The organism is Bradyrhizobium sp. CSA112 (assembly GCF_029051645.1).
GTDB lineage: Bacteria > Pseudomonadota > Alphaproteobacteria > Rhizobiales > Xanthobacteraceae > Bradyrhizobium.
Map to the genome: position 1 here is coordinate 64,373 of NZ_JAACFS010000015.1, position 15,558 is coordinate 79,930.

A 15,558-nucleotide genomic window follows, 5' to 3' on the forward strand; every position below is an offset into this window, starting at 1 on the left:
CATTGAAAACAAAAACGGGGCCTTGTGAGGCCCCGTTTGCCGAAACGTGTAACAGCGCTTCTAGGTCGTCTTCTCCTCGAGCACCGTCCTGCCTCGCGGCTTCCGGATGTCGTCGACATAGGCTTGCATTTCCGCCGACGGCTCCTTGCCGAGCTTGCTGACGATGTAGATGACAGCGAAGCCGAGCGGAGCTCCGAGCAAGCCGCAGGCGATGTTGGTCAGGTTGAACCAACCGACCTTGTTGGCCAGTGGGTGAGCGAGCGTCGGGAAGCTTTCCATGGCGTTGGGCAATGCCATGGCCTTGGCGATATCGACCACGGGCGCTCCCGTGACCGGGTTGAGCAGCGACGTCATGCCGAAATACTTGACGCCGGCGCCCGGGAAGTACCTGGAAGTCACGAGATAGAACAAGCACAGTCCGAAGCCGGCAATGATGCCGCAGACCGCGCCTGTCGCTGTCGTGCGCTTCCACCAGACCCCCATCACGAGTGCCGGGAAGTTGCCCGCCATCGCCAGTGAAAATGCCCAGCCGACCATGGCCAAGATATCTCCAGGCTTGGTGGCCGCCGTCGCCGCCGCGACCACGGCGACGATCAGCAGCAGCACGCGGGCGATCATCAGCCGGCGTACGGTTGGCGCGTTGGGGTCGATCATCTTGTAGTAGACGTCATGGGACAGCGCGTTGGCGATGGCGAGCAGCAGCCCGTCAGCGGTGGACAACGCTGCCGCCAGGCCGCCGGCGGCGACCAGACCCGAGATCACATAGGGAAGTCCCGCGATCTCCGGGGTGGAGAGCACGATCACGTCCGTGTTGATCACGAAGTCCTGCAGCCTCACGACCCCGGGATGACCGGCAATCGCCTTACAGGCTGCCACGATGGCATCGATGCTGCCTGCGTTCTTGCCGCAGATCTGGATCAGCCCGAGTTCACCCCAGTTGAACAACCACGGGCGAATGGCTGTCAGATCGCGTCCGATGATGTTGGTGTACACCTCCAGCTTCGAGAACGCCGCATAGGCCGGCGCCGAGAAGTACAGCAGGAAGATGAACAGCAACGACCAGGCGACCGACTGCCGTGCCTCACGCACCGAAGGGGTGGTGAAGTAGCGCATCAGGATGTGCGGCAACGAAGCCGTACCGACCATCATGCACATGATGATCGCGAAGAAGTTCAGCGGACTGTAGTTGATGAAGGGCTGAATGTGCGGCTTCAGCGCTGCTGCCGTCGTCAGACCAGTCGCCAGCATTTGCTGTTCGCGCGCTGTGATGTCAGCGATGGCCTGTCCGTAGGTGAGCTCCGGAATCGGGAAGCCGTAATTCTTGGTGGACAGGATCACGATCGGCGTCAGGTAGGCGATGATCAGCACGATATACTGGGCCACCTGAGTCCAGGTCACCGCCCGCATGCCGCCCAGCATCGAACAGACCAGAATGCCGACAAGTCCGGCAAAGACGGCCAGTTCGAACTGCATCCCCAGGAATCGCGAGGCGATCAGACCGGTGCCGTAAATCTGCGCCGTCACATAGGTGAAGGAGCAGGCGACCAGCACGATCACGCCGAGGCCGCGGGCGAAATTGCCGCCGTAACGGAACGCCAGGAAGTCGGGCACCGTATAGGCACCGAACTTGCGAAGGTAAGGTCCGATCAGGATCGAAACCAGCACGAAGCCGCCGGTCCAGCCGAGCACCCACGCCAGGCCGTCATAGCCGAGCAGGAACAATGTGCCGGCCATGCCGACGAAGGATGCCGCGGACATCCAGTCGGCGCCGGTAGCCATGCCGTTGTAGAGTGCGGGCACGCTGCGGCCGGCGACGTAGTACTCGGAGACCTGTGCGGTCCGCGAGAGAACACCGATGATGGCGTAGACCGCGAGTGTGAAGAACACGAACAGATAGCCGAGGATCTTGTTCGGGACCCCGACCTGCTCGAGTACCGCGAGCAAAACCACGAAGGCGACAAAGCCTCCGGTGTAGATGCCGTAGACCCGCCCAAGGTTATTGAGAAAGTCGGAACTGCCTGCAGATTGTGTAGCCATGTCCGTTTCCCCTCAGTCTTCCTCGGCAAAGCCGAATTCGCGGTCAATCTTGTCCTGCTGTCTCGCGAAGAGGTACAGCATGACCACAAACACGATCAGGGAGCCCTGCGCGGCCATGTAGAAGCCCAGCGGAAAGCCCAGAACGGGAATGACGATGGTGTTGAGCGGCTTTACGAACATGTGGATGACGAAGCCGAAGAAGAACCAGACGCCAAGGTGTGTGAACATCAGGCGCGATGTCTTCGCCCAGTGGGCTTCTTCTCTTGCTTTTAGGTCTGCGGAATTAGGCATAGGTTGCAAATCCTCCCTCAAGACACCGGTCAGCGCATGCGCCGGGATTGATTGGTCGAGGGGATTGCAATCCCGTCAGCGCGGCTTCCCCCCTGGCCGCTGGTCCAACCGGTCTTTTGCCGGTTTGGAGGTAACGAAGGCTAACACCACGAATGCTCAGCTCTTAATTATACTTTCGGGGGGTGGAGCATGTTGCGACTGCTAACAGCGTTGCTGCATTGGAATCGCTGGGCTTTGCAGCTACCGGATATGTATGCAGACTGGCCGAGGCCGCCGTGCGGGGTAAGACTGCAATGAAGCTGTTCGAAAAATTCTTCCGACGCCGTCCGCCGATTCGCGACCGGGAGGCGCTCGCGGACTTCATCGATGCGCAATCGGCGTTCATCGTGCAAAAGGGCATCTACGAATATTCGCGCGCCCGTGCCGGGCACTATGCCAAGGTCCTGTTCGCCGAAGAGGGATTTAAGCAATCCGTCGAGCGAGCTCGCTGGCAGGCCTTTCCGCTGGGGCTTTCGATGGTGGGCGAAATGGTCGAGGGGGTGCTGGCTTCTCAGGCCGGGGCCCGGCGCCGGGAAATTCTCGACCAGCTAACCCTTGTCGTTCTTTCGGTTTTCGACCGCTATCCGGTCCCTCCGTCCATTGGAGAAGCGGCCTGGCTTGAAGCGCGCCGCGATCTTGCGCATCGGCTCGATCTGGTCGGAGGCCATGCGCCCAAGCGGGTGATGGACATTCCGGAGCCGCTGGCGGAAAGCTATTTTGCGATGATGCCGATCCACGAAAAGCTGCGTGGCCGGGATTTCCAGACGACGCGCAATTATCTCCGTGTCAGCCTTTGCAACATTCATGACGAATTGATTGCGCGCATGGACAGGGCCGCGCTGGAACGGGCATTGATCGCGGGCGCCGTGGCATAGTCTCGATCGATCGCACGCGGCGACCGGCAGGAGAGGCGATGGACAGGACGAGTGGCGGCGCCCCGCTTTTATCGCTCGACGCTGTCGTCATCGATACCGAAACCACCGGGCTCGATCCGCGCAAGGCGCGGGTGATCGAGCTTGCCGGAGTGCGACTCTCGGCCGGAAAGCTGGTTGCCGGCGAGTCCTTCCGTCAATTGCTGCGGCCGGCCGGTCAACCGATCCCAGCCGAAGCGACGCGCATTCACGGCATCGACGACGCGGCCGTCGCCGGCGCGCCGCCATTTGCCGATGTTTGGCCACGCTTCAACACATTTCTCGGTCGGGCACTGGTGATTGGGCACGCGGTCGGGTTCGACCTTGCGGTGCTGAAGCGCGAATGCGATCTCGCCGGCCTGCCGTGGATACGGCCACGCACGCTTGACACGCGGCAGCTCGCGCAGATTGCCGCCCCCGAACTGGCTGGCTATTCGCTGGACGAGCTCGCCGCCTGGCTGGGTGTCGACGTCGTCGACCGGCATTCGGCGCTCGGCGATGCCATAACGGCGGCGCGGGTGTTTCTGGCGCTGGTGCCGAAGCTGCGCGACCACAGCATCCGTACCATTGCCGAGGCCGAACGGGCCTGCCTCGCTCTTACCTCTGTCCTCGACGATGAGGCGCGGAGCGGCTGGATCCAGGCCGTCGAAGCTCCGGAACGTGCCGATGCGGAGCGAACGCTGAAGCGCTTCGACAGCTACGCCTATCGGCACCGCAATCGCGACATCATGCGGATGCCTCCGGTCTTTGTGGCATCCGGCATTTCGGTCCACGACGCCCTCGCGCGGCTGGCGAGCGAGAGAACGTCGGCGGTGTATGTGGCGCCAAATGCTGCTTCCGGCAATGTGAAGGCCGCGGAGGCGGGCATTGTCACGGAACGCGACGTGCTGCGCGCGATCGCCCGCTTCGGCGCCGCCGCGCTCGATTTGCCGGTCAGCGAGATCATGAGCCGGCCGCTCGCGGCGGTTTCCGCGGACGCTTTTGTCTATCGCGCCATCGGCCGCATGAACCGTCTCAAGACCCGCCATCTCGGCGTCACCGATGAAGCCGGCCGCGTGATCGGGGCATTGTCCGCGCGAGACCTGCTGCGGCTGCGCGCCGGGGAGGCCATTTCGCTCGGCGAAGAGATTGACAATGCCGCGGACGCGCACGCCCTGGCGCTTGCCTGGGCCAAGCTGCCGCGGGTCGCGGAATCTCTGATGGCGGAAGGCCTTTCCGGCCGCGATATCGCGGAAGTGATTTCCCGCGAACTCGGCGCGCTCACCGGGCAGGCCGCCGTGATCGCCGAGCGGATCATGCAGCAGCGTGGCCAGGGCGATCCCCCATGCGGTTATGCCATGATCGTGCTCGGCTCGGCCGGCCGCGGCGAAAGCCTGCTGGCGATGGACCAGGACAATGCAGTGATCTTCGAACGCGGCGAGCCTGACAGCGAGGAGGATCGCTGGTTCGCCGCGCTCGGGACACATGTCGCTGACATCCTGCATGAGGTCGGCGTGCCCTATTGCAGGGGCGGCGTGATGGCGAAGAACGCGCCCTGGCGTGGCTCGGTCGCAACGTGGCGGGATCGGATCGACCACTGGATCACACGCTCCAATCCTGCGGACTTGCTATCCGTCGACATCTTTTTCGACCTGCGCGCCGTCCACGGCGATGGCAGTCTTGCCGTCGCGGTGAGGCAGGCCGCCTACGCTGCAGCCGAAGGCCAGGTCGCGTTTGCCAAGCTTTTGGTCGAAGGCATCAGCATCCCCGCGAGCCTGAAACTTTTCGGCGGTATTCGCACCGAGGGCGGCCGCATCGACCTCAAGGCGGCCGGGTTGTTCGGCATTGTCGCCGCGGCGCGCGCCATGGCGATCCGCTACCACGTAACGGACCGATCGACGCCGGCGCGGCTCGCTGGCGTGAAGGCGCTCGCTCAGATGAGCGAGACCGATCTCGATGCGCTGGTCGAGGCCCAGGGCGTGTTTCTCGATCTCATCCTGTCGCAGCAGATCGAGGATATCGCCAAGGGAACACCGACCACCAACGCGGTCTCGGTCAAGCGATTGTCGCCTCGCAACCGTGATCGATTGCGCGCAGCGCTTCAGGCGGTGACCGCCGTCGATGAATTGACCCGCAATCTTCTGTTCAAGGTTTGATTGTGAACGCAGAAACCTTGTTGCGGTGCACAAATCTGTACAAATCCGGCAATTAACTGCTTTACCGCGTGAGAAGATTGCGAGCTTGCATGCGACTGCCGGGCAGGGGACAATTGCAAAACCGCTTGGCAGGCCTACCGAAAACGTCACCGGTTTGCCGCAACGCTTTTCGCAAGAAGTAAATGACTGCTGCCAATACTCACCTCGTCATCGCCGATGACCATCCGCTGTTCCGCGACGCGCTGCGGCAGGCGGTTGCCAGCGTCGTGGCATCGGCCGTCGTCAGCGAGGCCGGATCGTTCGACGATCTCACCGCGCTGCTCGAACGGGATTCCGACGTCGACTTGATCCTGCTCGATCTCACCATGCCGGGGATCTCGGGCTTCTCCGGCCTGATCTATCTGCGCGCGCAATACCCGGCGATTCCGGTGGTGATCGTGTCCGCCAGCGACGATGCCGGCACGATCCGAAGGTCGCTGGATTTCGGCGCCTCCGGCTTTATCCCGAAGCGCTTCGGGGTCGAAACGCTGCGCGACGCCATCATGAAGGTCATGGAGGGCGACGTCTGGGTTCCGCCGGACACCGATCTCTCGTCGGCCGACGACCCCGACATGACGCGGCTGCGCGATCGCCTGGTCACGCTGACCCCGCAGCAGGTGCGCGTGCTGATGATGCTGTCGGAGGGGCTGCTCAACAAGCAGATCGCCTATGAGCTCGGGGTGTCGGAGGCGACCATCAAGGCGCATGTCTCGGCGATCCTGCAGAAGCTCGGCGTCGAAAGCCGCACCCAGGCCGTGATTGCGGCAGCAAAAATCTCCGGCGGCCAGTGGCGCCAAGGCACGCCGACGGGGTGATGCCTAAAGCTGTTCCTCCATCGTCATTCCGGGGCGCGCCTCTTGGCGCGAGCCCGGAATCCATTTCGCCGCTTGCGCTGTAGCCCGATGGATTCCGGGTTCGACGCTTCGCGTCGCCCCGGAATGACGTTGAGGCAATAGCGTGACGGCTACTCCGCCGCCGCCACCATCTGCTGGGCCCGCCACTGGCCGAGCAGGGCACGCAGCGACGCCGGCTTCACCGGCTTGTTGAGGATCGCGATGTTCTCCTCGCGCGCGGCCGCCCGGACGTTCGGGCTGCGATCCGCCGTGATCAGGATGGCGGGAATGTTTTCGCCGAAGCGCCGCCGGATCTCGCGGATCGCGGCGACGCCGTTGCCGCGGTCGAGGTGATAGTCGACCAGAAGGCCTGTCACGCCGCCATCTGCGGATTCGATCGCCGCGATCGCGGCCTCGGGATCGGTCACCGCGATCACCTCGGCGTCCCAGGCCGTCAGCAGCGTCTTCATGCCGTCGAGGATCGCCGGGTCGTTCTCGATGCAGACGACCAGCGCGCCGCTTATCGGCGTCTTGGAGAGCGGCGTGGCGCTGGTGACGGCGGCGGTGTGGTCGATCGCCTTGGCGACCGGCACGGTCACCGAGAAAACCGAACCGCCGCTGGCATTGGCGTCGATCGCGATGCCGTGGTTGAGCACGCGCGCCAGCCGCTCGACGATCGACAGGCCAAGGCCGAGGCCGCGCGCAATCCGCGCGCCCTGCTCGAGGCGGTGGAACTCCTTGAAGATCTCGCCGCGCTTCATCACGGGAATGCCGACGCCGGTGTCGTACACCGCGATCTGCAGCGATTGCCCATGACGGCGGCAGCCGACCAAGACGCGCCCGCGCGGGGTGTATTTGATGGCGTTCGAGATGAAATTCTGCAACAGCCGCCGCAGCAGCGAGCGGTCGGATTGCGCCGCCAGCGAGCAGGGCACGAAGGTCAGGTCCAGCCCCTTGGCGCGGGCGATCGGCGCGAATTCGATCTCGAGCGAGCGCATCAGATCGGCCATCTTGAAGCTGGAGATCGAGGTCGTCATCGCGCCTGCATCGAGCCGCGAGATGTCGAGCAGCGCGCCGAGGATCTCCTCGATCGCCTCCAGCGAGTCGTCGATATTCTCAACCAGGCGTGAATCCTCGCCGCCGTTCTGCCGCTCGACGAGGCTCGTGACATACAGCCGCGCCGCATTGAGCGGCTGCAGAATGTCGTGGCTGGCGGCCGCCAGGAACCGGGTCTTCGAGATGTTAGCGTCCTCGGCGGTGCTCTTGGCCAGCGCCAGTTCTGAGTTCAGGCGCGTGAGTTCCTCGGTGCGGTCGCGCACGCGCTTCTCCAGCGTCGCATTGGCGCGCTCCAGCGCTTCGGCGGCCTCGAAGCTCGGTGTGACATCGGAGAAGGTGATGACGAGGCTGCCGCCCGGCATCCGGTTGGAGCGGACCTCGATCACCATGTGGCGGTCGGGCAGGCGCTCCAGATAGGGCTCGCCCTCCGTGGTGTAGGCATCCAGCCGCCGCTCCAGCAGCGTATCAGGATCGCCGGAGCCGGAGGGGCTGACCGCGGCCATGTATTCGAGGATTTCCTGCAAGGGAATGCCGAGCTGCACGAGCTGCGGCGGCAGCGCGAGAATTTCGCCGAACTGGCGGTTCGAGCAGATCAACTGCAGATCGGCGTCGAACACCGCGATGCCCTGGCGCACGTGGTTTAGCGCGGTCTGCAGGATTTCGCGGTTGAAATGCAGCGCGGCGTGGGAATCGTCGAGCAGCTTCAGCGCGGCCTTGGCGGAGACGGTGCGCTTGCGCAGCAGAAGCGACATCACGAGGCGTGAGGAGGCTGCCCCGATCGACGAGGCGATCAGGCGTTCGGCGTACTGCAGCAGCTCGAAATCGGCCGGCGCAGCCGGATCGAGATGGCCGGGATGATCGGCGGCAAAGTTCTCGAAGGCTTGGGCCGCGCGCTCAGGCCCGAGATATTGCGCCACCGTGCTCTGGATGTCCTGCACGGTCACCGTGGTGCGCCAGCGCCGGAAGGTCGGGGCAATCGGCGTCAGCGTGTTCGGCACGAACAGGTCGGCCTGCAGCCGCTCGATCGAGGATGGCTGGCGCGCGAGCGACATCAGGACATAGGTCAAGATGTTGAGCGCGAGCGACCAGAACACGCCGTGCATCAGCGGCGGCAGATCGGTGCCGAGCAACGCTTGCGGACGCAGCGCCGTGATGCCGAACGGGCCTTGCTGCAGGAGTAAGAGACCGGCCGGATTGCCTTCCAGGAAGCTCGGCAGGAATAGCGTGTAGACCCACACCGCAACGCCGACCAGCATGCCGCCCATCGCCCCGCGTGCAGTTCCCTGCCGCCACAACAGGCCTCCGAAGAAGGCCGGCGCCAGTTGCGCAAGGGCTGCGAACGACAACAGGCCGATCGCCGCCAACTGGGTGTTGCCGAGCGCGCGATAATAGAAATACGCCATCACCATGATGGCGAAGATCGCGAAGCGCCGTATCCTGAGCAGGAAGTCGCCGAAAGCCTTGCTGCCGTCGCGTGCCCCGGGGCTTCCCTGCAGCACCATCGGCAGCACGATATCGTTGGAGACCATGATGGAGAGCGCGACGCATTCCACGATTACCATCGCAGTCGCGGCCGACAGGCCGCCGACGAACACGGCAATGCTGAGCAGCGCGGAATTGGCCTCGATCGGCAGCGCCAGCACATACATGTCGCTCTCGACGGCGCCGAACGGGAAGGTGACGAGGCCGGCGATCGCGATCGGAATCACGAACAGGTTGATGGCGACCAGATAGAGCGGGAACAGCCAGCGCGCGCGGCGGACCTCCTCAGGGCTGGAATTCTCGACCACACTGACGTGGAATTGCCGCGGCAGCAGCATGATCGCGCAGAACGACAGTAACGTCATCGTCAGGAAATTGCCGATCGACGGCACGTAGCTGATGGCGCGCACCGCCTCCGGGGTCTTCATCGCGCGTTCGATCAATTCGACGGGCGTGAACATCCAGAAGGTGACGAAGGCGCCGGCCGCGATAAAGGCCACCAGCTTGACGATGGATTCGGTGGCGATCGCCAGCATCAGGCCGTGCTGGTGCTCGGTGGCGTCGGTCTGGCGGGTGCCGAACAGCACCGCGAATGCCGCCATCGCCAGGGTCACGACCAGCGCGATGTCGCCGATGATCGGGATCGAGGAGAAGAACACTTTGTCCTCGCTCAGGATCGTTTCCAGCGAGGAGGCCACTGCCTTGAGCTGCAGTGCGATGTAGGGCACCGAGCCGACAATCGCGATGACAGCCACGGTGGCGGCGACCGCCTGGCTCTTGCCGTAGCGTGCCGCGATGAAGTCGGCGATCGAGGTGATGTTCTGCGATTTGGCGAGCTGGATCACGCGCCGCAGCAGCGGCGTGCAAACCCCGATCATCAGGATCGGGCCGACATAGATCGCGAGGAAATCGACGCTGGTGCGGGTGGCGAAGCCGACTGAACCGAAGAAGGTCCAGGAGGTGCAATAGATCGCCAGCGACAGCGGATAGATCAGCATGCCGGCGCGGCCACGCTGGCTCGGCGACAGGCGGTCGCCGTAGCTGGCGACGACGAACAGTAATCCGATATAGGCGAAGGCGGCGGCGATTACGCCCCAATCGTGCAGCATCGCTGCGGGTCTCCCTGTCCGGCACTTGATGCGGACGTGCTTTCCTTCACACTGGCCGGACGCGAGGGCCAAAGCCGGAACATATGGCCGGAAGAGGGCAGTATAAACGCTTTGGGCCGGCAGCGCACCGCGCTACCGGCCGAAATTCCAGCGATTAGGCGGGGTAGGGCTACTCGGCCGCCAGCGATTTCTGCTTCAGCGGCAGGCCGAGGCGGTCCCAGACCTGCAGCAGCGCTTCCGCAAGCCGATCGATCAGGCCGTCGTCGTGGTAGGGCGAGGGCGTGATCCGCAGCCGCTCGGTGCCCTTGGCCACCGTCGGATAGTTGATCGGCTGGATGTAGATGCCGTGCTCCTCCAAGAGGATATCGGAGGCCTGCTTGCACTTCTCGGGGTCGCCGACGAACAGCGGCACGATGTGGGTGTCGCTCGACATGACAGGCAGGCCGGCAGCATTGAGGATCGCCTTGACCCGGGCGGCGCGGTCCTGGTGGCGCTCGCGTTCCCAGTTCGAGGTCTTCAGATGCCGGATCGCCGCGGTCGCAGCCGAGCAGATCGCCGGCGGCAGCGCTGTCGTGAAGATGAAGCCCGGCGCGTAGGAGCGGACCGCATCGATGATCTCGGCGTTACCGGCGATGTATCCGCCGAGGCAGCCGAAGGCCTTGGCGAGCGTGCCTTCGAGCACGTCGATGCGATGCATGACGCCGTCGCGCTCGGCGATGCCGCCGCCGCACGGGCCGTACATGCCGACCGCATGGACCTCATCGACATAGGTCATGGCGCCGTATTTCTCGGCGAGATCGCAGATTTTGGCGAGCGGCGCGACGTCGCCATCCATCGAGTAGAGGCTCTCGCAGGCGATCAGCTTGGGCCGGTCGGGACCCGCTGCGATCAGGAGCTCTTCCAGATGCGCAAGATCGTTGTGGCGGAAGATCTGCCGCTCGCAGCCGGCCTGGCGGACGCCTTCGATCATCGAATTGTGGTTCAGCGCATCCGACAGGATCAGGCAGTTCGGAATGAGCTTTGCGATCGTCGAGATGCCGGTCTGGTTCGAGACGTAGCCGGAGGTGAACAGCAGGGAAGCCTGCTTGCCGTGCAGATCCGCCAGCTCCTGTTCGAGCTGCACCAGCGGATGATGGGTGCCGGCGATGTTGCGGGTGCCGCCGGCGCCGGTGCCAACCCTTGTGGCGGTCTCGACCATGGCGCCGACCACTTTGGGGTGCTGGCCCATGCCGAGATAGTCGTTGGAGCACCATATCACGACATTGCGCTGCCCCTTCGGCGAGTGCCAGACCGCATGCGGGAAGCGTCCCGCGATCCGTTCGAGGTCGGCGAAAACCCGGTAGCGCCGCTCGTCATGCAGGCGATTGAGGGCGGTGCTGAAGAATTTGCTGTAATCCATCACTAGACCTGGAACGGAACCGGCCGGATTGGCGTGGGCTCTTTTTAGAGCCTTTCCAGCTTTGGTGTCTACGCGAAATCCCACATTTGAGCGCGGCTCCGGGATGCTACCTAGGCGGAGTAAATGTTGATCGGGATCAATGCGCTAGCTGCGTTTCTTGGCCCCGCGAGCGGGGTGATCTGCAACGGGCGCAAGAGATGAGAGTGTTGCAGCCAGCGCCGCCGCTGCTGCCATGGGCCGATCCCGTTCAAAGATCGCGAATTCGAGATCCGGCAGGCGTGGCAGGCCCTCCGCAGCGCCGAGAACGCGCAACCCGCCGACGATGGCGCTGACGGGCAAGGGGGTGACGGCAAGCCCGGCCAGGCCTGCGGCGCGGACGCCGGTCAGGCTGGGGCTGGTGTAGACGATCTCCCAGGAAAGATCGCTGGTGCGCAGCGCCTGAAGCGCCGCCTCACGGGACACCGAATGCTCGCGGTACAGCGCCAGCGGCAACGGGGCCCCAGGAGCGAGCTCGAAGGCGTCTGCGGCCGTCCACAACAGCGGCTCGCGCCATGCAAGACGCCCGCGTGATGTGCCGAGCGGACGCTTGGCCAGCACCACATCGAGCCGTCCGGCGTCGAGCTGTCCGATCAGTTCGGCACTGACGCCGATCTGGACCTCGAGCTTCACGTTCGGATGCAATTTGGCGAAGCGGCCGAGCGCGGGCGGCAACGAACCACTGGCAACTTCCTCGACCGCGCCCAGGCGCACCATGCCGGATAGTTGCGGGGCGCTGAGGCGCCGCCGCGCCGCTTCTTCGAGCTGCAAGAGCCGCCGCGCGTCATCCAGCAGCATCTCGCCGTCGTCGGTCAACGCGACCGTCCGTGTGGTGCGACGGAACAGCGGTCGCCTGGTTTCGAGTTCGAGGCGCTTGATCTGCTGGCTTACGGTCGACTGCGTCAGGTGGAGCTGTTCAGCCGCACGGTGGAAGCCGCCGCAATCGGCCACTGCGACGAAGGTGCGGAGGAGGTCGAATTCGAGCATGGCCAACTGATCGCATTTTACGATCAATCATATTACAAAATACTGTTTCTGTAATCAATGTCCCGTCCCTACGTTTGGACATCGGTATCCCCGGACCATGGAAAAGGGCTCACGATGTCACGACAGCCAACCCGGAGATCGACAAACCGCGGCGATCGCTTGCGCAGGGCTCAATCGGTCTGCGGCGGCGGAAAAATCTGTCCGCCCGATCGCGCCACGGCGCTGCTTGAGGCTGTCATCGAGCCCTTCGACCGCGTCGCGGTCGAAGGGGATAATCAGAAGCAGGCCGATTTTCTCTCTGCGGCGCTCGCCAAAGCCGATCCTGCGCGGCTGCATGATCTGCACATGGTGCAGTCGGTGCTGGCCTTGCCCGATCACCTCGCGGTGTTTGAGCGCGGTATCGCCAGCCGGCTCGACTTTGCCTATTCCGGCCCGCAAAGCCGCAAGCTCGCCGAACTCGTCGCGATGGGTTCGCTGAAGATCGGCGCGATCCACACTTATCTCGAACTTTACGGGAGGATGCTGGTCGACCTCACCCCGCGCGTTGCGTTGATCGTGGCCGACAAGGCCGACCGCGACGGCAACCTCTACACGGGTCCGAACACCGAGGACACGCCTGTCATCACCGAGGCGACCGCCTTCCGCGGCGGGATCGTGGTGGCACAGGTCAATGAGATCGTCGATCGCTTGCCGCGGGTCGACATTCCCGGCGACTGGGTCGACTTCGTCGCCCCGGGCCCAAAGCCATACCTCATCGACCCCCTGTTCACGCGGGATCCCGCAAAAGTCCGCGAGGAGAACATCCTGATGGCGATGATGGCGATTGCCGCCATCTATGAGCCCTACGAAGTACAGCGGCTCAATCACGGCATCGGTTACGCCACGGCAGCGATCGAATTGATCCTTCCGACCTTCGCCGCGGCGCGCGGATTAAAGGGAAAGGTCGCAAGACACTTCGTGCTCAATCCGCACCCGACGCTGATCCCCGCGATCGAGGCCGGCTTTGTCGACAACGTCTATTGCTTCGGCTCCGAGCTCGGCATGGAGCGATACATGTCGGAGCGTGCCGACGTGTTTCCGGTGGGCAGTGACGGCAACTTGCGCTCCAACCGCGCGCTGGCGCAGGTCGCCGGGCAATATGCCTGCGACCTCTTCATCGGCGGCACCCTGCAGATCGACGCTGAGGGCAACAGCTCCACCGCAACGAGGGACCGAATCACCGGTTTCGGCGGCGCGCCAAATATGGGCGCCGATGCGCGCGGCAGGCGGCATGACAGTCCGGCCTGGCTGCGCGCGGGAAGGGAGGCCGGCGAAACCATCCGCGGGCGCAAGCTGGTCGTCCAGATGGTCCAGACCCGGCAGCCGAACGGCGCGCCGAGCTTTGTCGAACGGTTGGATGCGTTCGAGCTGGCGGCGGCCGCGGGCTTCGCATTGCCGCCGGTGATGATCTACGGCGATGACGTCACGCATGTGATCACCGAGGAAGGCGTCGCAAATCTTCTGCTTTGCCGCTCAGTGGAGGAACGCGCGGCGGCGCTGCGCGCCATTGCCGGTGACACCGAATTCGGGCGCGCGGGGTCGGCCGACGTGACCGAGGATTTGCGCAGGCGCGGCATCGTGATGCGGCCGTCCGATCTCGGCATCGACACCACCACGGCAAATCGCGAGCTGCTCGCCGCGCAGACGCTCGGCGATCTCGTCGTCTGCTCCGGCGGACTTTACGCGCCGCCGGCGAAACTCCTTCGGCCGTCAGTCGCCAAGCCCGCAACGGCCGACGTCCACCAAGCCGGCGATCCATTCCGCAGAAGGATAACGTCATGAAGAACGCCCGAGCCAGCAGCTTTCGCGACGTGCAGCCGGGGCCATCCTGGCTGGAGCGGCTTCGGATTTCGCTCGGCCTGCGCAGCAGCGCCGACGCCGGATCGGCGCACGATGCAATCGCGCCGCTCGATCAGGCGAAACGGCTCGCGGCGGCCTTGCTGTCCGAACGCGGCGAAGCCTCCGGCGCGGTGGTCGCGCGTGAGCTCCACGACGTCCTGCGCGATCTCGACGCCGACGATCGCCGCCACTTCCACCGCCATCTCGCCACCAACTTCCTGCCCGACGCCGCCGCGTTGCGCGTGGCCGCGCAAGCCTATCTTGCCGGCGCCACTGCCGAGAGCGCAGCGCGGCTGGCGCAAGCAGCCGATCCGCCGCGGCAGGAGCTGTTGCGGCGAATGAACATGGCAACCGGCGGTACCGGCGCGCTCGTCGCCATGCGCAAGGAGCTGACGGCGCATCTCCGCGACGAGCCGGCGCTGAAGTCGCTGGATGGCGATCTCAAGCATCTGTTCGCATCCTGGTTCAACCGCGGCTTTCTCGAACTGCGGCGGATCGACTGGCAGTCGCCGGCAGCGCTGCTGGACAAGCTGATCGCCTATGAGGCGGTGCACGAGATTCAGGGCTGGGATGATCTGCGCCGCCGCCTGGCGCCCGATCGGCGCTGCTTTGCCTTCTTTCATCCGGCACTGCCGGGCGAGCCGCTGATCTTTGTTGAAGTCGCGCTGGTGCAGGGGCTCGCCGGAGCGGTGCAGCCGCTGCTGGTCCAGGACGGCGATGATGATGCTGCGCGGCAGCGGGCGCAGCACGCGGACACCGCGATCTTCTATTCGATCTCGAATTGCCAGGACGGCCTGCGCGGCGTTTCGTTCGGCAATTTCCTGATCAAGCAGGTGGTGGAGGAGTTGAAGGCCGAGCTGCCGCATCTGACCCGTTTCTCCACTCTGTCGCCGGTGCCGGGCTTCCGACGCTGGCTGACGGGCGCGCTGGCCGACCCGAGCGAGGCCGAGACGGCGGCATTGGCTGAACTCAAGACCGACGGGTGGTGGCGCGACGCGTCACGGAGCGAGGCGCTGCGTCCCTGGCTGATGCGCCATTGCGCAATCTATCTGACGCGCCAGGTCTCATCGAAGCCGCCGATCGATCCGGTCGCGCGCTTCCATCTCGGCAATGGCGCGCGGCTTGAGCGCATCAACTGGCTCGGCAATGCCGCGACGCGCGGCATCGAGGAATCCTTCGGTATCATGGTCAATTACCTCTATGACCCCGGGACGATCGAGGCCAACCACGAGACGTTCGCCCATGACGGGACGGTGGTGCGGTCGTCTGACGTCGACGCGCTGCTAGTGGCCCGGCACCGCCGTGAGTCGTCCGCAATTAACTAGC

The 15,558-nt window shown here is 64.4% G+C and carries 10 protein-coding genes; 5 read left to right on the top strand and 5 right to left on the bottom strand.

What is annotated here, in order from left to right; translation table 11 throughout:
* Positions 1–60: 60 nt before the first annotated feature.
* Positions 61–2,037, bottom strand: a complete 1,977-nt coding sequence (locus GWE18_RS23485) for a sodium:solute symporter family protein (protein ID WP_275188071.1) — start codon at positions 2,035–2,037, stop codon at positions 61–63.
* Between the two features lie 12 nt (positions 2,038–2,049).
* Positions 2,050–2,328 (bottom strand): DUF4212 domain-containing protein, encoded by a 279-nt coding sequence (locus tag GWE18_RS23490; RefSeq protein ID WP_275188072.1) that lies wholly within the window; start codon positions 2,326–2,328, stop codon positions 2,050–2,052.
* A gap of 293 nt (positions 2,329–2,621) precedes the next feature.
* Between GWE18_RS23490 and GWE18_RS23495 the strand changes: the two genes are divergently transcribed.
* From GWE18_RS23495 to GWE18_RS23505, 3 genes are all read left to right on the top strand, one after another.
* A complete protein-coding gene (locus GWE18_RS23495) occupies positions 2,622–3,242 on the top strand; it encodes a hypothetical protein (RefSeq protein WP_275188073.1) in 621 nt (206 codons plus the stop codon).
* 38 nt (positions 3,243–3,280) lie between these two features.
* Complete coding sequence (locus tag GWE18_RS23500) at positions 3,281–5,413, top strand: DUF294 nucleotidyltransferase-like domain-containing protein (protein WP_275188074.1); 2,133 nt, start codon at positions 3,281–3,283, stop codon at positions 5,411–5,413.
* A 182-nt stretch (positions 5,414–5,595) separates the two neighbouring features.
* A complete protein-coding gene (locus tag GWE18_RS23505; RefSeq protein ID WP_275188075.1) occupies positions 5,596–6,267 on the top strand; it encodes a response regulator transcription factor in 672 nt (223 codons plus the stop codon).
* A 149-nt stretch (positions 6,268–6,416) separates the two neighbouring features.
* Here the strand turns inward: GWE18_RS23505 and GWE18_RS23510 are convergent, their stop codons facing one another.
* The 3 genes from GWE18_RS23510 to GWE18_RS23520 all read right to left on the bottom strand — a co-directional run bounded on the left by GWE18_RS23510 (position 6,417) and on the right by GWE18_RS23520 (position 12,354).
* A complete protein-coding gene (locus GWE18_RS23510; RefSeq protein ID WP_275188076.1) occupies positions 6,417–9,932 on the bottom strand; it encodes a PAS domain-containing hybrid sensor histidine kinase/response regulator in 3,516 nt (1,171 codons plus the stop codon).
* Positions 9,933–10,101: 169 nt separating this feature from the next.
* Entirely contained in the window at positions 10,102–11,331 is a 1,230-nt protein-coding gene (hemA, locus tag GWE18_RS23515) for a 5-aminolevulinate synthase (protein WP_275188077.1), read from the bottom strand.
* Positions 11,332–11,475: 144 nt separating this feature from the next.
* On the bottom strand, positions 11,476–12,354 hold the full coding sequence (locus tag GWE18_RS23520; protein ID WP_275188078.1) for a LysR substrate-binding domain-containing protein: 879 nt from the start codon (positions 12,352–12,354) through the stop codon (positions 11,476–11,478).
* A gap of 114 nt (positions 12,355–12,468) precedes the next feature.
* Between GWE18_RS23520 and mdcA the strand changes: the two genes are divergently transcribed.
* A complete protein-coding gene (mdcA, locus tag GWE18_RS23525; protein ID WP_275188079.1) occupies positions 12,469–14,175 on the top strand; it encodes a malonate decarboxylase subunit alpha in 1,707 nt (568 codons plus the stop codon).
* A complete protein-coding gene (locus GWE18_RS23530) occupies positions 14,172–15,557 on the top strand; it encodes a malonyl-CoA decarboxylase (protein ID WP_275188080.1) in 1,386 nt (461 codons plus the stop codon). The genes mdcA and GWE18_RS23530 overlap by 4 nt, the downstream gene beginning before the upstream one ends.
* The last annotated feature ends 1 nt before the right edge of the window (position 15,558 follow it).